Annotated in this window: 26 protein-coding genes and 1 riboswitch; of the genes, 18 read left to right on the forward strand and 8 right to left on the reverse strand. The window is 41.6% G+C overall.

Translation table 11 applies throughout. The features are described 5' to 3' along the window. Positions 1–22: 22 nt before the first annotated feature. Positions 23–997 (reverse strand): M23 family metallopeptidase, encoded by a 975-nt coding sequence (locus NRI27_RS01395; protein WP_371389661.1) that lies wholly within the window; start codon positions 995–997, stop codon positions 23–25. A gap of 183 nt (positions 998–1,180) precedes the next feature. On the opposite strand from NRI27_RS01395, the gene NRI27_RS01400 reads away from it, so the two are divergent. Then, a complete protein-coding gene (locus NRI27_RS01400; protein ID WP_371389252.1) occupies positions 1,181–1,498 on the forward strand; it encodes a thioredoxin family protein in 318 nt (105 codons plus the stop codon). Positions 1,499–1,791: 293 nt separating this feature from the next. Here NRI27_RS01400 and NRI27_RS01405 read toward each other — a convergent pair whose 3' ends face one another. Beyond that, a complete protein-coding gene (locus NRI27_RS01405; RefSeq protein WP_317942637.1) occupies positions 1,792–2,514 on the reverse strand; it encodes a glycerophosphodiester phosphodiesterase in 723 nt (240 codons plus the stop codon). 146 nt (positions 2,515–2,660) lie between these two features. Beyond that, positions 2,661–2,939, reverse strand: coding sequence for an AbrB/MazE/SpoVT family DNA-binding domain-containing protein (locus NRI27_RS01410; RefSeq protein WP_317942638.1), 279 nt, complete (start codon positions 2,937–2,939; stop codon positions 2,661–2,663). A gap of 198 nt (positions 2,940–3,137) precedes the next feature. On the opposite strand from NRI27_RS01410, the gene NRI27_RS01415 reads away from it, so the two are divergent. The 3 genes from NRI27_RS01415 (at position 3,138) to NRI27_RS01425 (ending at position 6,048) form a co-directional block, all read left to right on the forward strand. After that, entirely contained in the window at positions 3,138–3,995 is an 858-nt protein-coding gene (locus tag NRI27_RS01415; protein ID WP_371389253.1) for a YitT family protein, read from the forward strand. Between the two features lie 53 nt (positions 3,996–4,048). Beyond that, positions 4,049–4,155, forward strand: a riboswitch (SAM riboswitch). A gap of 70 nt (positions 4,156–4,225) precedes the next feature. After that, complete coding sequence (metA, locus tag NRI27_RS01420; RefSeq protein WP_317942640.1) at positions 4,226–5,134, forward strand: homoserine O-acetyltransferase MetA; 909 nt, start codon at positions 4,226–4,228, stop codon at positions 5,132–5,134. 203 nt (positions 5,135–5,337) lie between these two features. Further along, entirely contained in the window at positions 5,338–6,048 is a 711-nt protein-coding gene (locus NRI27_RS01425) for a YetF domain-containing protein (RefSeq protein WP_371389254.1), read from the forward strand. 1 nt (position 6,049) lies between these two features. Here the strand turns inward: NRI27_RS01425 and NRI27_RS01430 are convergent, their stop codons facing one another. Further along, a complete protein-coding gene (locus NRI27_RS01430; RefSeq protein WP_371389255.1) occupies positions 6,050–7,246 on the reverse strand; it encodes an NAD(P)-dependent malic enzyme in 1,197 nt (398 codons plus the stop codon). 243 nt (positions 7,247–7,489) lie between these two features. On the opposite strand from NRI27_RS01430, the gene NRI27_RS01435 reads away from it, so the two are divergent. The 3 genes from NRI27_RS01435 (at position 7,490) to NRI27_RS01445 (ending at position 8,835) form a co-directional block, all read left to right on the forward strand. After that, entirely contained in the window at positions 7,490–8,065 is a 576-nt protein-coding gene (locus NRI27_RS01435; protein WP_371389256.1) for a TetR/AcrR family transcriptional regulator, read from the forward strand. Positions 8,066–8,170: 105 nt separating this feature from the next. After that, entirely contained in the window at positions 8,171–8,521 is a 351-nt protein-coding gene (locus NRI27_RS01440; RefSeq protein WP_317942646.1) for a DMT family transporter, read from the forward strand. Beyond that, positions 8,521–8,835, forward strand: coding sequence for a DMT family transporter (locus NRI27_RS01445; protein ID WP_317942648.1), 315 nt, complete (start codon positions 8,521–8,523; stop codon positions 8,833–8,835). Before NRI27_RS01440 ends, NRI27_RS01445 begins: the two co-directional genes overlap by 1 nt. Positions 8,836–8,837: 2 nt before the next feature. On the opposite strand, the gene NRI27_RS01450 is transcribed toward NRI27_RS01445, so the two are convergent. After that, complete coding sequence (locus tag NRI27_RS01450) at positions 8,838–9,506, reverse strand: HAD family hydrolase (protein ID WP_317942650.1); 669 nt, start codon at positions 9,504–9,506, stop codon at positions 8,838–8,840. A gap of 109 nt (positions 9,507–9,615) precedes the next feature. Here NRI27_RS01450 and NRI27_RS01455 point away from each other — a divergent pair, with 109 nt between their 5' ends. Beyond that, entirely contained in the window at positions 9,616–10,515 is a 900-nt protein-coding gene (locus NRI27_RS01455; RefSeq protein ID WP_317942652.1) for an RluA family pseudouridine synthase, read from the forward strand. A 32-nt stretch (positions 10,516–10,547) separates the two neighbouring features. On the opposite strand, the gene NRI27_RS01460 is transcribed toward NRI27_RS01455, so the two are convergent. Continuing rightward, positions 10,548–11,177 carry a spore coat protein gene (locus tag NRI27_RS01460; RefSeq protein WP_317942654.1) on the reverse strand — a complete coding sequence of 210 codons (630 nt, stop codon included), beginning with the start codon at positions 11,175–11,177 and terminating at the stop codon, positions 10,548–10,550. A 154-nt stretch (positions 11,178–11,331) separates the two neighbouring features. On the opposite strand from NRI27_RS01460, the gene NRI27_RS01465 reads away from it, so the two are divergent. Further along, a complete protein-coding gene (locus tag NRI27_RS01465) occupies positions 11,332–12,615 on the forward strand; it encodes a glycoside hydrolase family 18 protein (protein WP_371389257.1) in 1,284 nt (427 codons plus the stop codon). A 111-nt stretch (positions 12,616–12,726) separates the two neighbouring features. Here the strand turns inward: NRI27_RS01465 and NRI27_RS01470 are convergent, their stop codons facing one another. Then, positions 12,727–12,867, reverse strand: a complete 141-nt coding sequence (locus NRI27_RS01470; RefSeq protein WP_317942656.1) for a hypothetical protein — start codon at positions 12,865–12,867, stop codon at positions 12,727–12,729. 517 nt (positions 12,868–13,384) lie between these two features. Between NRI27_RS01470 and gdhA the strand changes: the two genes are divergently transcribed. From gdhA to NRI27_RS01485, 3 genes are all read left to right on the forward strand, one after another. Beyond that, the gene (gene gdhA, locus NRI27_RS01475) at positions 13,385–14,755 is read left to right on the forward strand and encodes an NADP-specific glutamate dehydrogenase (RefSeq protein WP_371389662.1); all 1,371 of its coding nucleotides are present in this window, start codon (positions 13,385–13,387) and stop codon (positions 14,753–14,755) included. A 294-nt stretch (positions 14,756–15,049) separates the two neighbouring features. After that, positions 15,050–16,264 (forward strand): argininosuccinate synthase, encoded by a 1,215-nt coding sequence (locus NRI27_RS01480; protein WP_371389258.1) that lies wholly within the window; start codon positions 15,050–15,052, stop codon positions 16,262–16,264. A gap of 201 nt (positions 16,265–16,465) precedes the next feature. After that, positions 16,466–17,047: a YdcF family protein gene (locus NRI27_RS01485; protein ID WP_371389259.1), complete on the forward strand. Its 582-nt coding sequence runs from the start codon at positions 16,466–16,468 to the stop codon at positions 17,045–17,047. 57 nt (positions 17,048–17,104) lie between these two features. Here the strand turns inward: NRI27_RS01485 and NRI27_RS01490 are convergent, their stop codons facing one another. Next, positions 17,105–17,890, reverse strand: a complete 786-nt coding sequence (locus NRI27_RS01490; RefSeq protein WP_371389260.1) for a histidinol-phosphatase HisJ family protein — start codon at positions 17,888–17,890, stop codon at positions 17,105–17,107. 101 nt (positions 17,891–17,991) lie between these two features. Between NRI27_RS01490 and hisZ the strand changes: the two genes are divergently transcribed. From hisZ to hisF, 6 genes are read left to right on the forward strand one after another with little or no spacing between them, the layout of a single operon-like run. Continuing rightward, positions 17,992–19,203, forward strand: a complete 1,212-nt coding sequence (gene hisZ / locus NRI27_RS01495) for an ATP phosphoribosyltransferase regulatory subunit (protein ID WP_371389261.1) — start codon at positions 17,992–17,994, stop codon at positions 19,201–19,203. Continuing rightward, complete coding sequence (gene hisG, locus NRI27_RS01500) at positions 19,191–19,820, forward strand: ATP phosphoribosyltransferase (RefSeq protein WP_317942664.1); 630 nt, start codon at positions 19,191–19,193, stop codon at positions 19,818–19,820. Before hisZ ends, hisG begins: the two co-directional genes overlap by 13 nt. Then, positions 19,817–21,097, forward strand: coding sequence for a histidinol dehydrogenase (hisD, locus tag NRI27_RS01505; protein WP_371389262.1), 1,281 nt, complete (start codon positions 19,817–19,819; stop codon positions 21,095–21,097). Before hisG ends, hisD begins: the two co-directional genes overlap by 4 nt. Continuing rightward, positions 21,094–21,678 carry an imidazoleglycerol-phosphate dehydratase HisB gene (gene hisB / locus NRI27_RS01510; RefSeq protein ID WP_371389263.1) on the forward strand — a complete coding sequence of 195 codons (585 nt, stop codon included), beginning with the start codon at positions 21,094–21,096 and terminating at the stop codon, positions 21,676–21,678. Before hisD ends, hisB begins: the two co-directional genes overlap by 4 nt. A gap of 13 nt (positions 21,679–21,691) precedes the next feature. Then, complete coding sequence (gene hisA, locus NRI27_RS01515; protein ID WP_371389264.1) at positions 21,692–22,408, forward strand: 1-(5-phosphoribosyl)-5-[(5-phosphoribosylamino)methylideneamino]imidazole-4-carboxamide isomerase; 717 nt, start codon at positions 21,692–21,694, stop codon at positions 22,406–22,408. After that, positions 22,405–23,166, forward strand: coding sequence for an imidazole glycerol phosphate synthase subunit HisF (hisF, locus tag NRI27_RS01520; RefSeq protein ID WP_371389265.1), 762 nt, complete (start codon positions 22,405–22,407; stop codon positions 23,164–23,166). The genes hisA and hisF overlap by 4 nt, the downstream gene beginning before the upstream one ends.

Here is a 23,166-nt window from a genome sequence, read left to right on the forward strand (position 1 = left end):
TTGTACTGACGGGCCCTGATTTTTATTTTTGTCGTTCCCAATTTCGTAACGCTGGGAATGGATCAAAAGCCCATTCTGTCTTTCCGTTATATTTGTATACACCATAGTGAAGGTGCGGGGGGAACTTGCCTGAAGTACCTTCTTTGCCGTAACCCGAACTACCAACAAATCCGAGCAATGTGCCAGGCTCGACGATATCGCCTTCTTGAATGCCCTTATCAAAATACGCTAAATGGGCAAAGTAATGGTATGTGTTATGGTTATCACGGATGCCAATGCGCCAACCTCCGAACTGGTTCCATCCCATCACTTCGATGACACCGTATGATGTTGCCACGACAGGGACACCATAACTTGCAAAAATGTCTGTACCTTCATGAATTCGCCTTCCACCCCAACCGCGGCTTGACCCCCATGTACTTCGATAACTGTAATGATGAGCTTTTGGGATAGGAAAGGTGTGTTCATCCAGTTCGACTGTTCCAAAATGCTTGTACAACTTGGCAATCGTCAGTACTTGGTTAACAGTTGCTTCTTTTTTGTAATAATGCCATAACGCTGCTTTGTAATCCTCTTCACGTGGACCATACAAAGCGAGATGATTAGCCATCGTCACAAGAATATCAGCTGGGTTTTGCAAATCGGCAAGGCCGTCTTCATCTCCATCATCTCCGTTTCCACCGAAGAAAGCAATGGAATCCAGAACAGTATCTGAAGCTTCAGGATTTAACATGCCAACCCAGTACGGAGTAGGATATTGAATGGAAATCGGACCTTGCATTTTTTCTAGGTCCGGACGCACTTGTTGGATATTTCGTTCATATTGATCAATCGCGGCTAAATAATACCAAGGGACAAGCTCGCTTGAAAACTGATAATAATACTTCATCCGTTCTTCAATTGTTGCTTCCTCGGTTTGTATGTTTGCAGCCATCGTTTTCACAAAAGGAAATGCAGTGAGTAACAAAAAGCAAAACGGAATGCTCATTAAGTGAATACGCAAATGGGATTCCTCCTTTATTCACTTTATAGCTTTCCCGAAGTGACGTTTTTCATGAGGAATTTGGATTGTTAGATGGTGGAGAAATGTGAATGTTCTTCTCAAAGGAAGTGTTACGGTAGATCGTGTAGTTGTGCTATACTCAACAAGAGAATGGACCTACAGAAGGAGATGGATAGGATGGAAAAATTAACGTCAGTTGAGCAGTTTGAACAATTAAAAAATGAGGAACGCACAGTTTTCATGTTTTCAGCAGATTGGTGCCCTGATTGCCGAATCATCGAACCGCTTCTCCCTGGAATTGAAGCAGATTATCCTGAATACCAATTCATCTATGTCGATCGCGATGAATTCATAGATATTTGCCAGCAACTCGACATTTTTGGCATACCAAGCTTCGTTGCTTTCCATAGTGGAGAAGAGGCAGGTCGTTTTGTCAGCAAAGACCGCAAATCGAGAGAAGAAATTGAAGCCTTTTTAAACGAATTAGGAAACTAACGCCAATTTTTGATGTGTTAACTAATGAAAAGGTGGAAATATGGCTATTCATTTCCATCTTTTCTTTATTGTAAGAATCGCGTAAGTAGAAAATGTCTACTTGCATCAGATCGTTTTCAGCACCTACATACTCAATTGCCAGACTCACGTATCATCTCCTGTTCCCAAAGCGACCCTCCAGTATACAATAAAGACAACCCCAAGCCCGAAGCCAAGTCTTAACTCCCGCTCGAATGAATAAACCGCAACAAGCCAACCGATAACGGGACTTGTTGCGGTTCATTTCGTTCAGATTATTGCTCCGCAAATAATGTATACATTTTTTCAGGATAATCTGTGAAAATTGCTTGCACACCTACTTGTTGCATGTACTTTGCATACTGTTCATCATTCACTGTAAACGTCCTTACTGGAATTCCACTTTCGAAAACTTCTCGCATGGAAGGACGAACAGCAGCTGGAAAAAGGATATGTAAGTCATCTGCTGGGACGCTTCGTATATAGTTGACAGGGTTCACGAGTACTTCCATGAACAACGTTGCGGTTCTAATAGCTGGTGCAAGTTGTTTGCTTAATTGAATAGCACCATGGTCAAACGACGAAAGGATGACGCGAGCTGTCAACTGATATTCTTCAATTAGTTCAATTACTTGTTGAACCATTCCATCATAGGGAAAGATGTCCGACTTCAATTCAATATTTATCACGTGTTCTGTCGATTGAAAGACTTCAAGCACTTCTCGTAATGTAGGAATGGTCGTTCCTTTAAATTCGGGAGCGAACCAGCTTCCGAAATCGAATGTGCGCAATTCTTCTAAAGTGAGGTCTTTTACATAGCCCTTACCATTTGATGTTCGATTAATCTTTTCATCATGGATGACAACCAATTCATGATCTGCTGTCATATGAACGTCAAATTCCACTCCATGAATTGGTAGGGAAGCTGCTTCTTTAAATGCGGGGATTGTATTTTCGGGAAATGTCCCGGAAGCTCCTCTGTGGGCAAAAATGTCCATTGTATTTTCCTCCGACGCTACAGTCGAGTAGCAAGTGTAATATAGATAAAGATTTCAAAGCATCTAAATGGTTGTTCGTTTATGCAATTGAGAAAGGGCGGCGGTTAGTCCGCAGCCCGCTTAGTATGCATGTAGTCTGTGTTGAATCAGTTCCAATTATTGTTGTTTTCAATTTCCTTCTTGAGAAGTTCCGCACCTCTTGGACTGATGAACATGCCATTAGACAAACGTTTATTCTCAGAAGTGATATCACCAGTTACAATACACGCCTCATCGACAACATATTTTCGTAGAATAATCATATCGTCGTCTACAAAAATTTCCATCGGTGCACCTTTCTCCAATTGTAAGGTGCTTCTAAGTTCTTTTGGAATCACAATTCTTCCAAGATGATCAACTTTCCGTACGATACCTAAACTACGCATAATATCCTCCCTGACTTCGTGATAGTTATTATACCAGTATGGATGAGTATACCAGTAAAATAGAAAAAATACAAAAATATGAATATACTTTCTTATCTTTACTTACTTCTACTATTCCACATCTGGAAACTTTAAAACTATTCTATACATCGATTTCTGTTAAAATAGGAAACGTTGTAAAGAAAGGAGAACGATTGTATGTCTGTTTTATTGAAGAAATCGGTGTTTTTTGATTATGTTCAAATTATTATTGGGGCGACTTTTGTCGGCCTTGCATTTAATATATTTTTGTTGCCATCTCGTATTGCAGCGGGTGGGATTTCTGGGGTAAGTACGATATTGTACGAGCTATTCAACTATAATCCGGCTGTCGTCCAATGGATCATTAATATCCCACTAATTGTACTTGGACTTGTGCTTGCAGGAAAAGAATTTAGTGTGAAAACGATTGTTGGTACGTTTTTTGTCCCGTTTGTCATCTTTTTAACGCATGATATTAACTTGTCCGTTGACAACCCTCTACTCAGTTCTATTTATGGTGGCATCATGCTTGGTATTGGGTTAGGAATTGTGTACCGTGGGAATGGCTCGACTGGCGGCACCGCTTTAATTGCACAATTGTTGAAAAAGTATACAGGCATTTCAAGCGGTTTCTCACAATTGATTGTCGATGGAATTGTCGTTGTCACTTCAGCATTTGTATTTAATTTTGAACTCGCTTTATACGCACTCATGGCCATTTATGTTACAAGCAAGGTGATTGACTTCGTGCAATTGCAAACTTCCCCGACGAAGTTAGTGCTCATTATTACCGAACATGAAGATAAAATCCAAGCGGTCATTCAAAATGAGATCGACCGTGGTTTGACGAAAGTAAAATCAACAGGTGGGTTTTCAAACAATGACAAGACGATGATTTTCTGTGTAGTGGAACAATCAGAAGCCGTTTATTTGAAAAAGTTGTTACAAACTGCTGAACCGAGCGCTTTTGTCATATTCCTGAATGCTTCTGAAATTTTGGGGACAGGCTTTTCGAGAGCGAAAGTAAGACTGTAAGAAATAAGTATACAATTCTGTATAAAATGATATAATGGACAACAAAAGAATAATTCTTATCAAGAGAAGCTGAGGGATTTGGCCCGATGAAGCTTCAGCAACCTCTGCTTTTGCAAAAAGGTGCTACCTCCAACAAGATGTTAATCTTGAGAGATAAGAGCGGAGACCGTTAAAAATCCTCGTTCCTATCTTAGGAATGAGGATTTTTCACATGAATAGGAGGAATTTACATGCCGATTAATATACCTGAACAATTGCCAGCAAGAGAAATGTTGAAAGAAGAAAAAATATTTGTGATGGATGAAGGGAGAGCTACTTCTCAAGATATCCGTCCATTAAACATCATCATTCTCAATTTAATGCCTGAAAAAGAGAAAACTGAACTGCAACTATTGCGGTTATTAGGAAACACACCCTTACAAGTAAATGTATCTTTTTTGAACACCGCTACATATGAATCGAAAAACGTCAGTAAAACGCATTTAGATGCATTTTATACAACATTTGAGCATGTGAAAAATCGCCGCTATGACGGTCTAATTATTACGGGTGCACCAATTGAGCATCTTGCATTCGAAGACGTAACGTATTGGGATGAACTGCAACAAATCATGGATTGGTCCAACACGAATGTCACATCCGTTTTGCACATATGTTGGGGCGCTCAAGCAGCTCTTTATCACCATTATGGCATTAATAAATTTGAACTCCCCAAGAAGTTGTCGGGTGTATATGAACATACATTGACGGATCCGACGGTAGAGCTTGCGCGTGGCTTCAACGATTTGTTCACCGCTCCTCATTCTCGTTACACATCCGTATCAATTGAAGAAATTGAGCAGGACAATCGCCTTCAATTGTTGGCTATATCTGAAGAAGCGGGAGCTTTCATCATACTTTCGAAAGATGGCAAACATATTATGGTGACAGGGCATTTGGAGTATGATGCATGTACGCTTGGTGAAGAGTATGCGCGTGATATTGCAAAAGGCATTGCAATCGATGTTCCGGAAAATTATTTCCCGCACGATGATCCAACGAAGCAACCGTTGAATACATGGCGCTCGCATACGCATTTGTTGTTCTCCAACTGGCTGAACTATTATGTGTATCAAGAGACACCATTTGAATGGAAATAAAAGTAAAGCTAGCATTGGCACATGTTGCTGATGCTGGCTTTTTTGGCTTCAATGCGTTTTTCGAGTCAATAAAAACAGCATTCAAATTAAGTTAAAAGCTTTCAAATTTCTCTACAACTTGCATTCCTATTCGATTACGTATTTCTCTTCTGAATAAGTCCCTCTTTCTGCTGCAAACTAGTGTACAGAGGAGGTAAGAGAACATGGAATTAGAAGGGTTACTGGAATTGAAGTTTTGGGAAATGCTTTTGCGGACGACAACTGCTTTTATCATCTTGCTCATTCTTGCAAGGATTATGGGGAAGAAACAAATCTCACAATTGACGTTTTTCCATTATGTGACGGGTATTACGATTGGATCGATTGCTGCCGAGATATCCGTTAATTCGGAAACGCATTTTTATAATGGCAGTATATCCTTAATTTGGTGGGCTTTATTGACGGTTTTTGTGAACTTCTTAACAATCAAATCAAAGAATTTACGAAAGTTGTTAGATGATCAGCCAACAATCCTTATTTTAAAGGGGAAAATAAGTGAACAAGGCATGAAGAAAGCCCGTTTCACATTAAACGACCTAAATATGATGCTTCGAGAACAAGGCATTTTTACTGTGACCGATGTTAACTATGCGATACTTGAAACGAATGGGGAACTGAGTGTATTAAAAAAAGCGAGCCAGGAGCCAGCCACACGAAAAGATGTGAATGCTCCTAGCCCTGAACCAAAATATCTTCCGACTGAGATTATTTCTGATGGGAAGTTAATGAAAGAAAACTTAACCGAACTTCATTTGACGGAAGAATGGGTGTATCTCCAGTTGAAGAAAAAGGGTATTGGCAATGTTGAACAAGTTTTTTATGCTGAAATACTGGGCGATGGCACACTCCATGTCGATGAGCGAACCGGTCAATAAATTACGCAGTCGGCGTGACTTGTAACGTGGCAACTCCAGTAGTAATTGCAGCTTCACTAACAGCTTGTGCAACGGCACTTGCGACACGATCATCAAAAGGATCTGGAATAATATAGTCTTCGTGCAAGTCTTTCTCGTCAATTAAAGATGCAATTGCAACGGTCGCTGCCATTTTCATCTGCTCATTAATATCCGTAGCACGTACGTCCAACGCTCCACGGAAAATTCCAGGAAATGCAAGAACGTTATTTACTTGGTTAGGGAAATCAGATCTGCCTGTTGCAATAATCCGTGCACCATATTGTTTAGCGCGTGCTGGCATGATTTCAGGATTTGGATTCGCAAGTGCGAAAAGGACTGGCCCTTCATTCATGGAAGCAATCATTTTTTCTGTTAGCAAGTCTGCAACAGAGACACCGATGAAGACATCAGAACCAGCAAGAGCATCCGCCAAACTGCCTTTAACAGCAGTTGGGTTTGTCAGTGCTGCCATCTCATTTTTTATCGGATTCATGCCGTTTGTCCGACCTTCGTAAATTGTTCCTTTTGAATCACATAAAATGATGTCCTTGCACCCGATTGTCAAAAGGTGTTTGACGATTGCAATTCCTGCTGCGCCTGCACCGTTCACGACGATTTTGGCAGTTTTTAAGTCTTTACCTGTCAGTTTGAATGCATTAATCAGTCCCGCTGCAACGACAATTGCGGTTCCATGCTGATCATCATGAAAGACAGGGATTTCACATTCTTGACGTAAACGTTGTTCAATTTCAAAACAACGGGGTGCAGAAATGTCTTCTAAATTGATGCCACCGAATGTTGGGCTCATCAGTTTGACGGTTTGAATAATTTCTTCTACATCTTTTGTTGCGAGGCAAATCGGAAACGCATCCACATCGGCAAAACGTTTAAGTAGAAGCGCTTTGCCTTCCATTACAGGCAATGCAGCTTCTGGTCCGATATCTCCGAGACCTAATACGGCTGTTCCATCTGTAATGACTGCAACGAGATTCCCTTTAATCGTATAATCGTACACAGTTGTTGGTTCTTTTGCGATTTCCAAACAAGGCTCAGCAACGCCAGGGGAATAGGCTAAGCTCAAATCCTTCGTATTGTCTAGGGAGACTTTTGAAACAACTTCCATTTTCCCTTTGTGAAGTCCATGCATCGCTAATGCGGAATGATATTCTTTCGTCATCTAGTTCGCTCCGTTCTATTTGTTTTATGGGTAATTAAAATTATTAACAGCATCAAACAGTAAATGCAAGTGGTGAAAATCTGTTTAATCCAATGATTATGTGAATGATAACGCTTACACGATGATTCGATATATATTTAGTATGTGAAAAAAATATTTTATTAGTAGCACTGGAAATGCATACTATTTATATGATAAAATGAATGACAGTCATTCATATCGTTCGTAAAGGAGGATGAACAAATGGACAAACGTGAGCGAATCGTGTCTGCAGCTATTGAGGTCTTTAGTGAACAGGGGATCGAGAAGACGAAAATTTCGGATATTGTGAAGAGAGCAGGGATCGCCCAAGGAACGTTTTATTTATACTTTCCTTCCAAGTTGTCGCTGATGCCTGCAATTGCAGAAGTGATGGTCGAGAAAACAATGGAGATTGTTCAGGCTAAAGTCTCAAAATCAGCTCCTTTTCCAGTCAGACTCGATCAATTAGTCGATGCAATTTTTGAAGTGAGTGAAGAGTATCACGAAATGCAAGCGCTCATCTATTCCGGTCTCGCATCTACCGAGCATTTAAAAAAATGGGAGACGGTCTATGCACCGTTTTACGAATGGATCAGCGAGAGTTTGGAACAAGCGATAGAAGATCAAGTCATTAGAGATTCTGTTGATCCTGCACGCACTGCAAAATTAGTGATAGGTCTTGTTGAATCAGCTGCGGAACAGATTTACTTGTATGATGCAAACAAAGAGGACGAGGCTGCCGTACAAAAAAGAGAGGTCAAGCAGTTTTTACGTTTTGCTTTGTCCATACATGACTAATCGCACAGCTGGAGAGCGATTTCTTCCGTTCTCCAGCAGGGTGAAATTTTATCGTTTGTTATTAAATGAATGACAGTCAGTCATAATGTAACGGAGGAAATCGAAATGAATAAATCATGGCTTTATGTAGCATTGACCAGTTTCTTTGAATTGGTCTGGATTTTTGGATTTAACGTAGCAAGTGAATGGTGGCATTGGCTACCGATCGTGTTTTTTATTTTTGTTGATTTTCATTATTTGGCGAAGGCTTGTGAAAATTTACCGACGGGTACGGTGTATGCCATCTTTGCTGCCGTTGGAACTGTCGGGACGGCGCTAATGGATGTTTTCTTCTTTGGAGAAAGTTTAAGTGCCGGTAAAATATTTTTCATGTTTATTTTAGTTGTCGGGGTTGTCGGGTTGAAACTTGCGGATGACTTGGAAGATAAGAAAGCGAAGAAAGGGATTGTTCAGTAATGGGTTGGTTTTTTGTTTTATTAGCGGCAGCGTGTGAATTTGCTGGTGTTGTCGGTTTAAATAAATATAACGAGCAAAAAAGCTTTCAAAATGTGTTGTTATTTGGAGGAGGATTTGGCGCAGCATTTGCGTTTCTTTACATGTCATTCAACTACTTACAAGTGAGCACGGCCTATGCTGTATGGATTGGCATTGGAACAGCAGGAGCCGTACTCATTAATATGATTTTCTTTGGAGAATCTAAAAGTATCGGTCGAGTGATGAGTGTGTTATTAATTGTTATCGGTGTTGTTGGATTAAAGGCATTGTCATAAGTTTAGATGATTTCCCAATCTCGTTCGTTTGCAATTTGTGCAAGCCTTTTTTTCGGTTTTACTGCGACTGGTGAACCGACTAATTCAAGTACGGATAAATCAGAATAACTGTCTCCATACGCATAGCTGTTTGTCCAATCGATGTCCTTGGATTGAAGGGCTTCCATGATTTTTTCATTTTTGCGTTTCCCTTGAATGTGGTAAATGCTCTTTTGTCGGTCTAATTGCTGGTCTATCGTGTAAGGGACTTCAGTGCCGATGATTGCATCAAAAGGAAGTCCTTCTGTCACAGCGTGCAGTAAAGGCGTATATGCACCTGACACGAGCATTGTGAAAATCCCTTCCGTATGGTGTTGGTGGATACGGGAAACAACTTCATGATTGAAATCATTTTGCATACTGGCTTTTAATTCAGCGAAATAATGTTGTAGCTCGTTTTGGTTTAACGAGCCAAGTGCATTTACATATAACTGCATTGATCGTTCTTTCATCGTCGCCTCAGATACAATTTTTGTCTTGTAACCGATGTACAAAGGGAGGATTTGTCTGTAAAAAGTCCGATAGTTTGAATGATAGGTGGGATGGTGTTTTAAGTGTTCCATTAATACCTTAAAAGTTTCATTCGCATAAACAGTGCCGTCGAAGTCGAAAATTGCAATTCTCAAGAACATTCCCCTTTTCTTTATGCACACACAGGAGCTTTTACTTATGATGATACAGTGTTTGTAATCCAAGGGCAATTTCCGCATAATAAAGAGAGAGAGAGTGAGGAGACGAGTTATGCAAAAAAATCATCAAAAGAGAAGAGAACATTCAACCTTATTTACCGTAACGGAAAAGGCTGAACTATTACCTTTTTTATTAGAGAACATGAAACAAAATAGCCGAAATTCGGTGAAATCGATGTTGACAAGAGGGCAAGTGGAAGTAGATGGACAACCGGTGACGAAACACAATCATCCGTTATCGATTGGACAAAAAGTAGAAATCCAAAAAAATAAGGCAGCGAAAAGCGAAAGTATGCTGACGGGATTGACAATTATTTATGAAGATGAATCGATCATTGTCATCGACAAAGAGGAAGGCCTATTATCAATGGCTGCAAAAGATAAAAATGAAAAAACAGCTTTCAGTGAAGTTTCTTATTATGTAAAGAAACAAAACCCTCGTCAACGGGTTTTCATCGTCCATCGTTTAGATCGAGATACATCTGGGGTTCTTTTATTCGCAAAAAGCGAAGAAGTAAAAATGACGTTGCAAACGAATTGGGACGAGATGGCGAAAGAACGTGTTTATACTGCGCTTGTAGAAGGCAACGTTAAGAAGGAACAGGGTACGATTAAATCGTGGTTAAAAGAAACACGCACCTACAAAGTGTACTCGAATCCTACTGATAACGGTGGACAGCTCGCCATTACGCATTATAAAAAAATTAAATCAAATCGCCAGTATTCCCTATTGGAAGTGCGTTTGGATACAGGTAGGAAAAATCAGATCCGTGTACACATGGAGGAACTTGGCTATCCGGTTGTAGGAGATAAAAAATACGGATCCACTGTGAATCCACTGAAGAGACTCGGTTTGCATGCTACGTCATTAACGGTTGTCCATCCAGTCACTAAAAAAGTGATGAAGTTTGAAACGGATCTACCGACGAGTTTCCTTCGTAAAGTCCAATAAGAAAAGCGGCCCCTTAGCGGGACCGCTTTTTCTTATTGCATAGGCATGCCGGGTTGACCTTGTGCGCCTGCAAACGAGTTCATCATTTCTTGCATGTCGTGATCTGAAAGTTGAGGGATTTGGTAGTAATGGTGTTTGTTTTGGTAAATGGAAAGTTCATACGCCATTTCAATGCAATTCGCAATGGAATCAGCGAGCACTCTCCTGACAACTGGATGTGTCACTTCTATTGCGGAAGTCGTTTTGAGGGAAGCGATGTTCTTCATTGCTCCTAACATGAATCCAGAAATCATTTCATCATTTAATTCGTTGGCACTTTGCATCGGCTTTTTCGGTTGAGAGGGTTTCGTGCCATAGACGAAGTCGTTCTCTTGCTTCATGTTGTAGCTGCCTGTCGGATGGGAAGGATCCGTACCTGATTTGAAGCATTCCACCGTTATGTTGTATTCATCAAGCATAAAACGATACTGACGATCCATAATATCCAGCAACTCGGGATCTTTTACGTGTGGTCGAAAAAGTGTCGCTTGGTTTAGTGTAGCTAGGACGCTCCCTAGTACATCTTTTATCCCAATCATACCATTCGCGCCGTGATTCATTTTTGTTGAGACTGGACCGGTTTGCATATTTTCGTGCATTTCATGGAATTCATTGTGTGTCATTACATATCCTCCTTGTAAGGTTTTAAAAATCATTTGTAGTATGGCTTCAATCAAAAAGGATATGTATAAAGAAGTGGAAATCACGCATATTCTGCTCATTTTGACAATAGCATGGAGTAGTGGACAATTTGTCAATGAAAGGCAGAGGAGCATTATGCAAATTCATGTTGTACAGGCAGGTCAAAGCTTGTATGGGATTGGACAAGCTTATGGGATTGCATGGGAAGAGATAGCAAAAGCGAATGAATTGATGGAACCATCAAAAATTGTTGTCGGGCAAGCGCTAGTCATTCCTGTAACAGGAAGTTATCATTGGGTACAACCGGGACAATCCCTTTACATCATTTCAAGGTTATATGGAACGACAGTAGCAGAACTTGCGCGGATCAACGGAATAGCTCAAAACGCCATTTTGCTTGTCGGTCAACGCTTGTCGATTCCTCAAAGGACAAAGAGGGCAATTGAAGTGTTGTTGTATGTTGAACCTCGGGAGCAGAATTTGACAGAAATTACTGCTGAAGTAAAAGAACGCGTTGACGATTTGACGTATTTGGCAATGTTCAGTTATGAGGCACAACGAGATGGCTCATTAAAATCGCCACCAATCGGAGAGATACCTCAAATCGCGACGGATGCGGGCGTGCTGAATGCTATGGTCATCAGTAACTTAGAGAACTTTGCATTTAGTTCAGAATTGGCTCATGTTTTATTCACAGACATGACCGTACAAAACCGTTTGTTTGAAAATATTGTACGGACAGCTAAAAGGGTCGGGTACAAGGACATTCATTTTGATTTTGAGTTTCTAAGACCGGCGGATCGAGAATTATACAATTCGTTTTTACGAAATGCGAAAGCGCGTTTTAAACCAGCAGGCTTGACGATTTCGACCGCGCTAGCTCCGAAAACAAGCGCAAATGTTACTGGTATTTACGGGGCAATTGATTACAAAGCACACGGTGAAATTTGTGACTTCGTTACGTTAATGACGTACGAGTGGGGCTATTCGTACAGTGCGCCCCAAGCTGTTAGCCCTATCAACCAAGTTCGGCGAGTAGTGGAGTTTGCAGTGAGCCAAATTCCAAGAGAGAAAATTTTTCTAGGACAAAACTTGTATGGATATGATTGGAAGTATCCGTATCCGCCTGAAACGGGTGTTGCAGCGAGGGCATTAAGCCCTCAACAAGCGGTTAACTTAGCGATTCGCCAAAATGCAAATATCCAATATGATCCGGTTGCACAAGCGCCCTTCTTCCTCTATTGGGATAATGACGGTGTCAGACACGACGTATGGTTTGAAGATGCACGCAGTATTCAAGCGAAATTCAATTTGCTGAAAGAATTTAACTTGCGCGGCATGATGTATTGGAAGTTAGGATTAGCATTCCCGCAAAATTGGTTACTACTCAATGATAACTTTACAATCATTAAACGGTAAAAAATGTTATGCTGCATTTGTATACGAGCTGTGAATGATAGTGTGACAAAAAGTAGAAGTAAAAAGGAACCCATGGCGAACATACGCCATACGGTTCCTTTTCTTCATCGATCAGTCTTTCGAAATGTAATTGAGTACGCTTTGGAAAATTTCAACATCAGGGTTGATGAGCAGAGCAGGTAGGAATGCAAATGCCATCAGTATCGCTAGGTTGGCTCCGATAACAGTACGTACAATCTTGGTGAATTTCATATAGCATCTCCTCTTTCTCTTCTTAGTAGTTTTCCAATTTACTCATTTTCGAGATTTGGATGTACTAATAATAGTCTATGTTTAGAGTGTTGTAAATGTTTTCATTTGACTGTTAATATTGTCGTCAATATTCGCGGGCAATTTGGCATGATGGGTAAGAATGCGTCGTTTTGGGCAAGTATGCGGCGTTTTGGTGAGAAATGCGGCGTTTGAGAAAGTTATGCCGCAAATGCCGTTTTTATGAGCCGTTTTGGATAAGTATGCCGCGTTTTGGCGAAATATGCCGTGTTTGAGCAATTCATGCGGTGTTTTAAGAGATCGTTAATTCTAGTTTGTAATGAAGTTTTTCCCGCTACACAAAATGAATAAACATGAAAAAAATGTTGTACTTATTCACGTTTTCGGTAATACTAGTAAAAACGAAGAATAGATTTTGAAATACTAATTTTCAAACTATGGTAAAATGAATGTCTAGGCTTTTATGATGATTGAGAAAGGGATGAGGCGATTGACAAATATGGAAACGATTCAAGAACATCGTAATCGAGCGAATGATTACGTGCACGAAGTATATGAGCTTGTAAAAAAGAGAAATCCGGACGAAAAAGAGTTTTTGCAAGCGACTAGGGAAATATTTGATTCGCTTCGTCCGGTCTTTGCCAAACACCCGGAGTACATACGGAACGGGATCCTTGAGCGAATTACAGAGCCGGAGCGCATCATCTCGTTCAGAGTTGCTTGGGAAGACGACAAAGGAAAAGTACATGTAAACCGTGGATTCCGCGTACAATTCAACAGCGACCTCGGCCCCTATAAAGGGGGCATTCGATTTCATCCATCTGTTAACAACAGCATTATGAAATTCCTCGCGTTCGAACAAATTTTCAAAAATGCATTGACCGGTCAACCGATCGGAGCGGGAAAAGGAGGTTCCGATTTTGATCCAAAAGGGAAGTCGGAACGTGAAATCATGCGTTTTACGCAAAGCTTCATGACGGAGTTGAGTAAACATATTGGCCCTGATGTTGATGTGCCTGCTGGTGATATCGGCGTGGGAAAACGGGAAATTGGCTATATGTTCGGTCAGTATAATCGTCTGAAAGGTGGTTATGAAGCGGGCGTACTTACCGGGAAAGATCCGAATCACGGTGGTTCACTTGGTCGAAAAGAAGCGACAGGATATGGTACGGTTTATTTTGTCGACGAAATGCTAAAAGAAAACGGCTTGTCTTTTAAAGGGCGTAAAGTAGTTGTTTCTGGATCAGGAAACGTCTCCACTTATGCAATCGAAAAAGCGCAGCAACTAGGTGCAATTGTCATTGCGTGCAGTGATTCAGGTGGTTTCATTTATGACAAGAAAGGCATCAATGTAGAGACCATTAAACGATTAAAAGAAGTTGAAAACAAACGGATTTGGGAATACACAAAAGAGCATCCTGAAGCCGAATACCACGAAGATTGCTCTCGCATTTGGTCGATTCCATGTGACATTGCATTGCCGTGTGCGACACAAAATGAGATTGATGAAATTGCTGCGCACATCTTAATTGCCAACGGTCTGAAAGCAATTGGAGAAGGAGCAAACATGCCCTGCAATAATGAAGCGATTAACATCTTCATCGAAAATGGGGTCCTTTTCGCACCTGCCAAAGCTGCAAATGCTGGTGGTGTTGCGGTATCTGCAATGGAAATGTCGCAAAACAGCATGCGTCTCGGTTGGACAGCAGAAGAAGTCGATGAACGGTTGAAAACTGTCATGATCAGCATTTACAACAGTTGTAAAGATGCCGCTGAGCGTTTCGGCAAACCTGGCAACCTTGCAATGGGTGCAAACATCGCTGGCTTCTTGAAAGTAGCCGATGCCATGGTAGCGCACGGCATCCGATAACTTGAAACTATCTCAGCCATTGAGATAGTTTTTGTTTTGGTATCGTGTTGAATCGCGTCACTTTTGATCGGCCGTCGGTACAATGTTTTGGCCTCGTCTACAGTGAAGCGCTCCGCACACAAACCTGACCGTCCTATACACAAAATGGAGCATCCCACGCTCAAAGTACACCCAATTTAAAATCCCTTGAAAAGTTTTTAGTCAAATCTATTGAAATTCCAAACGACTATGTTATTATAAAAATACACATAAGTGAATAAAAATACATAAACGTGTATAAGGAGGACGATAGATATGAACAAGAAGAAAGTGGTTTTAGCTTACTCAGGTGGACTAGATACGTCGGTAGCGGTGCAATGGTTAACTGATAAAGGGTACGATGTTGTTGCTTGTTGTTTGGATGTTGGAGAGGGTAAAGACTTGAATTTTATTCAACAAAAAGCGTTGCAAGTTGGGGCGGTCAATAGTTATGTCATTGATGCGAAAGAAGAGTTCGCGCAGGAGTATGCATTGCTCGCTTTACAAGCGCGAACGTATTATGAAGATAAATATCCACTTGTTTCGGCTCTGTCTCGTCCTTTGATTTCTAAGAAACTTGTAGAAGTCGCTCACCAGGAAAACGCGACGGCTGTTGCGCATGGTTGCACAGGAAAAGGGAATGACCAAGTTCGTTTTGAAGTGGCAATTAAAGCGCTCGATCCTTCACTAGAGGTCATTGCGCCTGTTCGTGAGTGGAGTTGGTCGCGTGAGGAAGAGATTGCGTATGCAAAAGAAAAGAACATTCCGATTCCTATCAATCTTGACAGTCCGTATTCGATCGACCAAAACTTGTGGGGGCGCAGTAATGAATGTGGAATTTTGGAAGATCCATGGGCAGCTCCACCTGAAGAGGCATATGGCCTTACTTCATCCATTGAACATGCACCTGACCAACCAGATATTATCGAGATTGCATTCGAAAAAGGAGTTCCAGTCAGTATCGATGGTAAGCACTATCCATTAAGCGAGCTCATTTTAACTTTGAATGAAATCGCAGGGAAACATGGTGTCGGCAGAATTGATCATGTGGAAAACCGTCTTGTCGGCATTAAATCACGTGAAGTGTATGAATGCCCGGGTGCTATTACTTTGTTAAAGGCGCATAAAGAACTGGAAGACATTACGCTTGTGAAAGATGTCGCCCATTTCAAACCACTTGTTTCTCAGAAGTTAAGCGAGCTCATCTATAATGGGTTATGGTTTTCTCCGTTACGCAACGCATTGGAGGCATTTATTAAAGACACTCAACAATATGTCAATGGAGTTGTCCGTGTTAAACTTTTCAAAGGCCATGCAATTGTGGAAGGAAGAAAGTCGACTAATTCGCTTTATGATGAAAAGCTGGCAACCTATACGTCAGATGATCAATTCGACCAGTCAGCAGCTATCGGATTCATCCAGCTATGGGGCTTGCCGACAGAAGTGCATAGTACGGTGAATAAACAACAAACGGTTAAAAGCAGCTTATAAAACAAAAATGCATGAAGGTCAACTCGCCTCCATGCATTTTTTCATGTTTCTATTCTCTTTCAAAATTGTCTACGTCTTCTTCTATCCAAAGGAAACCTTACTCATTTCTAAAACGTCTAACTTGCAAGTTAGTTTGATGAGGGGATTTTTCTATTTAGCGAATCTCCGACATATACTCATCTACATGGAGCAGGTGACGCGTTGAAAAATAAGAAAAAGTTGGGGATATTCATCGGTATGGTCGTTACGATTTCGGGGCTTGTCTTTTGGTTATGGCCAGGGAAGTTAATGGTAGATGCGTTGAAACCAGAAGCGGACGGTTCAAAACCTTACGCCATCATACTAGGGGCAAAAGTGAATGGGAAGACACCTTCACTTTCTTTACGGTATCGATTAGAATCTGCGGTTGCGTATGCTCATGCGCATCCTCACGTGACATTCATCCTGTCAGGTGGACAAGGGCCTGATGAAGACATCAGTGAAGCAGAAGCAATGTGGAATTACATGGTGGAGCATGGAATAGACGAGGATCGATTAGTACTCGAATCCACATCGACTTCCACGTATGAGAATCTAGTGAATACCAAGAAGTTGTTGCCGGAAGGTGTTCATGAAGTAACAATCATTACGAGTGATTATCATATAGCCCGCGCTCGAATGATTGCTAAAAAACTAGATCTAGAAACAGACATCGTTGCAGCAAAAACGCCGGCATCCATAAAAGCACAACAGCAGTTCCGTGAACGATTGGCGTTGATTAAAACAAAAATAGTTGGGAAATGAGGAGAACCGCATGACACCCATTTAGGTGCTATGCGGTTCGTTTGTTTAGAAACATCTTCAGATTGCGTGGAAAGTCGGCTGTAACTTATCAAAAGTTGTAACATAGCGAAAACCAATCGACTTCAACAATTCGCGTGATTCTTGGAATTGAAAACCGATGTCATCTGGTTTATGCGCATCTGATCCAAGTGTGATCATTTCACCGCCGCATTCTTTATAGAGCTTTAGTATGTCATCACTTGGTAATCCGTTTGGCAAGCCATACCGGACACCTGACGTATTTAATTCAATTCCTTTGCCCGCAGGAATGATCAGTTGAAAGATTTCTCGTAATACATCATGGAAATTATTTTGCACGAGTTGAGGCGCATACCGTTTAATTAAATCAATATGCCCTAAAATAGAGTACTTCTCAAAGTGCTTCACACAATTTAGCAACTCGTCATAATACAGTTGCGATGCTTCCTCAACGGTGCGCCCTTCAAAGATCTCTCCGAAATGTAATCCTTTTCTTTGGACGGTATGTAATGAACAGATGATGAAATCAAATGTTTCCTTTTTTACCAACTCATTGTATTGATCCAAAATATGAGGTTGGACACCGAATTCCACGCCTTTTTTAAGTCGAATTTGATTTGCATATTTATGCTGTAGCGTATCAATGCGCTCGCCGTATTTTTTCTTATCAAAGTCAAACACAAAATTTTCATCGGGGTAATCGTAATCGATATGCTCCGTAAAACAAATTTCCGAAAGCCCTTTTGCAATTGCCCCTTTCACCATTTCTTCCATCTCCACAGTACAATCTGCAGAAAAAGAGCTATGCATATGGTAATCAAACATAAAAATTCCTCCTATCAGTTGACAAACAGTCATAATAGTCTTATAGTACTTTATAACTTTAGTTAAGTAAAGTGATGAAGTGACAAAGTGGGGTGCCGGAATTGAACACTTTTTTACAACGAAATCAACAATATACACAAGTCATTGATCTGTTAAGCAAACGATTTGCGACATACGGTTATGCACGCATGAAAACAGCTGCATTTGAAAAATACGATTTGTATTCACATGTGACGAGCTCGGTGAAACGGCAAGAAATGGTGAAAGTCATTGACACGAATGGGGAAGTACTCGTTCTTCGACCTGACGTAACAATTCCACTTACACAGGAATTGTCTCATGACCGAAACGAACTCACAAGAGAATACCGTTTCTTTTATATTCAGGAAGTGTTTAGACAGCAAGTTGGACAATCGATGAAAACGGAGCGTACACAAGCCGGAGTTGAGTATTTTAGCCAATGCTCTCCAGAAGCTGATGCCGAAGTAATTGCATTGGCTATTCAAACGATGCAGGACTTAGGATGGCAGAACATAACAATTGAACTTGGCCATGCAGCTATTTTAAACGGTTTGATTGAAGTGCTTGGGTTTGACGAGCACAATCAGAATACCTTAAAGTCGTTGATTCAAGCAAAAAATATAGTGGAACTACGACCGTTTCTTGCTTCTCTTTCGGTAGACAAGACAATGATACATGCTGTAGAACAAATTCCGACTTTCTATGGAAAACCACACGACGTGTTGCAACGTGCGAAGCAGATTCTAACTGCACCTGACATGCAACAGACGATCGCATATATCGAAGAGGTTTACAGAATATTAGTACTCTATGGCTTAGAAGACTACCTCGTCATAGACTTTGGATTAATTAATGATATGGACTATTATTCTGGGGTTCTCTTTCAAGGTTATGTTGAACGGGTTGGTAAACCGGTCTTAATGGGCGGACGCTACGATGATCTTGGCAAAGCATTCGGGGCTGAACTACCTGCTATCGGTTTCGCATGTGATATCGAATCCATTGTGAACGCACTGTATGCAAATCATGCACCACAATCTTTAGTTGACGTAACGATCTTTTATGAACACGATGAGTTAGCACAAGCGATTGAACTGGCAACTGCTTTGCGCAATCGACAATTCAAAGTCGTTTCGGTTCCTTATACGAAAGAACGGTTACAAGCAGAAAACAGTACGTTCACCATTCATATCCGGGAAGGGAAGAAGACGATTCACAAAAATGGGAGCGTGGAACAATTTACAAGCATCGAGGATTTTGTGCAAAAAGGAGTGTTTCTGTGGAACAGTTAACGGTTGCTATGGCAAAAGGACGCACTGCAACGAAGGCGATGAAGCTTTTTGAACAAGCAGGCATCTACTTTTCGAGTTTACAGGATGATAGTCGGAAATTAGTGTTGACCGATGATTCTGGTCAAGTGAAATTGATTTTTGTGAAGGCTGTAGACGTTCCGACATACGTGGAGAAGGGTGCAGCTGACATCGGGATTATCGGGAAAGATGTCCTGCTCGAAGATCCAAAAGACGTGTATGAGATGGTAGATTTGCGGATATCTGCTTGTAAACTTGTCGTTGCAGGTTTTCCAGGACCGTATCCAAACACACAACTGACAGTCGCTTCAAAATATCCACATGTAGCTAAGACGTTTTTTACGAATAAAGGGATTCGCACAGATGTCATAACGTTGAATGGATCTGTCGAACTGGCACCATTGATTGGAATGGCAGATGTCATCGTTGATATTGTAGAAACTGGAAAGACGTTAAAAGAGAATGGATTAGTTGTTCTTGAAGAAATTGCCGATAGCAGCGCAAGACTCATTGTGAATAAAGCAAGCTTTGCGATTAAAACGGCTGTAATTCAACAACTAATTGGGAGTGTGAAAGAAGGAATGGGGGTGAGCACGTGAAGATACTACGTGCTTCGGAATTTTTGACAGAGTGGCGGATTCGCAATCTACAATCTGTGGATCTTGCAATTGATCAACAGGTACTAGCAATCCTTCAAGAAGTCCGTAAAAATGGGGACGCTGCGCTAAAAGCATATACAAATCAGTTTGATGGGGTCGATATCGGATCTTTCATCGTTACCGATGAAGAAATTGATGAGGCCTATGCAAATGTGTCAGAGGCGTTTCTATCATCTCTCGTTCAAGCGAAACAGCGGATAGCTACCTACCATGCAGAACAGAAAGAACGCTCTTGGTTCATCCAACAATCAAAAGGTGTGATGCTTGGCCAACAGGTGACGCCGATTGAACGAGTTGGTGTCTATGTGCCAGGGGGGAAAGCAGCTTATCCATCTACCGTATTGATGAATGTGATTCCGGCGAAAATTGCTGGTGTTCAGCATATTGCCATTACGACGCCACCTCAAGCAGACGGCTCAGTCAACCCTGCTGTATTAGTGGCAGCACGAGAAGCAGGAGCGGATATTGTGTACAAAGTTGGTGGTGCGCAAGCAATTGCGGCGCTAGCGTACGGCACGGAGACCGTTGAGAAAGTACATAAAATTACTGGTCCCGGGAATGCGTATGTTGCGCGTGCGAAGAAATGGGTATTCGGGGATGTCGGGATTGATATGATCGCAGGTCCTAGTGAAATCTGTGTTTTGGCAGATGAAACCGCAAATCCGGTATATGTTGCTGCGGATTTATTATCCCAAGCGGAACATGATGAGCAAGCTGCGGCTATTTGTGTCACGACATGCAAAGCGTTTGCCGGCAAGTTAGCAGGTGAAGTGCAAAAACAAGTAAAGCAGATGGATCGCGTGCAAATCGCAACTAAATCGATAGAAGATGCAGGTCGTATCGTCGTCGTTGAATCAGCACAAGAAGCGATCGATGTTGTGAATGAAATCGCTTCTGAACATTTGCAAATCATGGTGCAAAACCCGATGGAAATACTTCCGTTCATTCGAAATGCAGGGGCAATTTTTCTCGGTGACTATTCTCCTGAAGCGTTAGGTGATTACGTCGCAGGACCGAATCATACGCTACCGACAAGTGGTACGGCGGTTTTTGCTTCACCGTTAGGCGTTTATGATTTCATGAAAAAGTCAAGCATCATTCATTATACAAAAGAGGCGTTTGAGGAAGTTGCCGACGATATCATTGTGTTGGCAGAAACGGAAAGGCTAAGCGGTCATGCACAATCGATACGCGTGCGGAAGGGGGAGCGGAAATGAGACGTAAAAAGATTACACGTCGAACGGCAGAAACGACGATTGACTTGGACTTTGCAATTGATGGTACAGGCAAAACCAATTTGGAGACGAGCGTCGGTTTTTTTGACCATATGCTGACTCTGTTCGCAAGTCACGGCAGATTCGACTTGACCGTGAAATGTGAAGGGGACCTTGTTGTCGATCAACACCATTCAGTAGAAGATGTAGGCATTGTCCTAGGGCAAGCTTTCCAAGCGAGTATCGGTTCAAAAGAGGGAATCGAACGTTATGCAACGGTATCGACTCCGATGGATGAAGCGTTAGCGACCGTTTCTCTCGATATTAGTGGGCGCTCATTCCTTGTTTATAACGTGGAAGGCTTAAAGGAAAAAGTGGGCGAATTTGATACGGAACTCGTCGAGGAATTTTTATTGGCGTTCACTCGGCATGCAGGAGTTACGTTGCATATTAATTTGGCATATGGTAAAAACAGCCATCATATCATCGAGTCGATTTTTAAAAGTTTCGGAAGAGCGTTGCGTTTAGCGAGTACAATTAATCCGGACATTAAAGGGATTCCTTCCACAAAAGGGACATTATAAGGGGGCGTAATGAATGATTTTATTTCCAGCGATTGATATTCGGGACGGCAAATGTGTCCGTCTAGTCCAAGGTGATTACGGTAAGGAGATGATCTATCATGATTCCCCAGCTGAAATGGCCAAGCAATGGGAACGACAAGGTGCTACCTATATACATGTCGTCGATCTCGACGGTGCGAAAACAGGGAATTCATTGAATGAAAAAGCGATCGCAGAAATCGTGCAATCTGTATCAGTTCCCATACAAGTTGGTGGCGGAATTAGAACGATGGACCAGGTTGAGGCGTATTGTGATCTAGGCGTCAGCCGAATCATCATTGGTACGGCGGCAATCGAGAATCCGACATTCGTCAAAGAGGCAGTTGCAACGTATGGAGAAAAAATCGCTGTGTCAATCGATGCAAGAAATGGATTTGTGGCGACAAATGGCTGGACTGAAACGAGCGCTGTAAAAGCTGTTGACCTTCTAAAAGAACTTGCGGTGATGGGCATTAAAACCGTTGTCTATACGGACATTTTGAAAGATGGGATGTTGCAAGGACCGAACTTTGAGGAACTGCAATTGATGCATGAAGCATCACATATCGACATTATTGCATCAGGTGGCGTATCGACGGAACAGGATATTGCAAAGTTAAGAGACATGCAACTGTACGGAGCGATTATCGGAAAAGCATTGTATGAAGGAAACATATCATTAGAAACCGTGATGGAGGCGAATAGCATATGACAAAGCGTATTATTCCGTGTATGGATGTCGACAATCGAAAAGTCGTCAAAGGGAAGAAATTTCTAGATGTACAAGAAGTGGCAGATCCTCTTACATTAGCGAAAAAGTATGTCGCGGATGGTGCAGATGAACTCGTATTCTATGATATTTCTGCTTCTACGAAAAATCGTGGAATGTTTCTGGACCTAATCGAAGAGATTGCGAAAGAAGTACCCATTCCTTTCATCGTTGGAGGAGGCATCCGAACAATTGAAGATGTAGAGAAAATCTTCTCACTAGGTGGCAATAAAGTATCCATAAACAGTGCCGCACTAACAAATCCGTCTTTAATTCAACAAGTGGCTGAGCGGTTCGGCTCGGATAAGGTCATGCTATCGATGGACGTGCGGAAAACGGGGCCAGGCAAATGGACAGTGTTTGCAAAAGGCGGCATGGAAGAGACTGCAATCGATGCAATTGAGTGGGCGATAAAAGGCGAACAACTCGGTGCAGGAGAGCTCGTTGTCAACAGCATTGATGAAGATGGTGTAAAAGACGGTTATGACATCGAGTTGAACAAAGCGATGGCTGAGGCAGTAAACATTCCAATTGTTGCAAGTGGCGGTGCAGGGAAGCTTGAACACTTTGCTGAAGTGCTTACTGAAGGTAAAGCAGACGCTGCACTTGCTGCATCCGTCTTCCACTTTGAAGAAGTCAATATTGGTGAATTAAAAGCCTATTTACAACAACAAAATCTCCTTGTCGGACAAAAAGGATGA

Source organism: Sporosarcina sp. OR05 (assembly GCF_041414805.1).
Classification (GTDB): Bacteria; Bacillota; Bacilli; order Bacillales_A; family Planococcaceae; genus Sporosarcina; species Sporosarcina saromensis.

Bases quoted from the DNA above. Each gene is read 5' to 3' on its own strand.
- NRI27_RS01400 (WP_371389252.1), top strand. From the start codon at position 1,181: ATGGAAAAATTAACGTCAGTTGAGCAGTTTGAACAATTAAAAAATGAG.
- NRI27_RS01405 (WP_317942637.1), bottom strand. From the start codon at position 2,514: ATGGACATTTTTGCCCACAGAGGAGCTTCCGGGACATTTCCCGAAAAT.
- NRI27_RS01410 (WP_317942638.1), bottom strand. From the start codon at position 2,939: ATGCGTAGTTTAGGTATCGTACGGAAAGTTGATCATCTTGGAAGAATT.
- NRI27_RS01415 (WP_371389253.1), top strand. From the start codon at position 3,138: ATGTCTGTTTTATTGAAGAAATCGGTGTTTTTTGATTATGTTCAAATT.
- metA (WP_317942640.1), top strand. From the start codon at position 4,226: ATGCCGATTAATATACCTGAACAATTGCCAGCAAGAGAAATGTTGAAA.
- NRI27_RS01425 (WP_371389254.1), top strand. From the start codon at position 5,338: ATGGAATTAGAAGGGTTACTGGAATTGAAGTTTTGGGAAATGCTTTTG.
- NRI27_RS01430 (WP_371389255.1), bottom strand. From the start codon at position 7,246: ATGACGAAAGAATATCATTCCGCATTAGCGATGCATGGACTTCACAAA.
- NRI27_RS01435 (WP_371389256.1), top strand. From the start codon at position 7,490: ATGGACAAACGTGAGCGAATCGTGTCTGCAGCTATTGAGGTCTTTAGT.
- NRI27_RS01440 (WP_317942646.1), top strand. From the start codon at position 8,171: ATGAATAAATCATGGCTTTATGTAGCATTGACCAGTTTCTTTGAATTG.
- NRI27_RS01445 (WP_317942648.1), top strand. From the start codon at position 8,521: ATGGGTTGGTTTTTTGTTTTATTAGCGGCAGCGTGTGAATTTGCTGGT.
- NRI27_RS01450 (WP_317942650.1), bottom strand. From the start codon at position 9,506: ATGTTCTTGAGAATTGCAATTTTCGACTTCGACGGCACTGTTTATGCG.
- NRI27_RS01455 (WP_317942652.1), top strand. From the start codon at position 9,616: ATGCAAAAAAATCATCAAAAGAGAAGAGAACATTCAACCTTATTTACC.
- NRI27_RS01460 (WP_317942654.1), bottom strand. From the start codon at position 11,177: ATGACACACAATGAATTCCATGAAATGCACGAAAATATGCAAACCGGT.
- NRI27_RS01465 (WP_371389257.1), top strand. From the start codon at position 11,332: ATGCAAATTCATGTTGTACAGGCAGGTCAAAGCTTGTATGGGATTGGA.
- NRI27_RS01470 (WP_317942656.1), bottom strand. From the start codon at position 12,867: ATGAAATTCACCAAGATTGTACGTACTGTTATCGGAGCCAACCTAGCG.
- gdhA (WP_371389662.1), top strand. From the start codon at position 13,385: ATGGAAACGATTCAAGAACATCGTAATCGAGCGAATGATTACGTGCAC.
- NRI27_RS01480 (WP_371389258.1), top strand. From the start codon at position 15,050: ATGAACAAGAAGAAAGTGGTTTTAGCTTACTCAGGTGGACTAGATACG.
- NRI27_RS01490 (WP_371389260.1), bottom strand. From the start codon at position 17,890: ATGTTTGATTACCATATGCATAGCTCTTTTTCTGCAGATTGTACTGTG.
- hisB (WP_371389263.1), top strand. From the start codon at position 21,094: ATGAGACGTAAAAAGATTACACGTCGAACGGCAGAAACGACGATTGAC.
- hisA (WP_371389264.1), top strand. From the start codon at position 21,692: ATGATTTTATTTCCAGCGATTGATATTCGGGACGGCAAATGTGTCCGT.
- hisF (WP_371389265.1), top strand. From the start codon at position 22,405: ATGACAAAGCGTATTATTCCGTGTATGGATGTCGACAATCGAAAAGTC.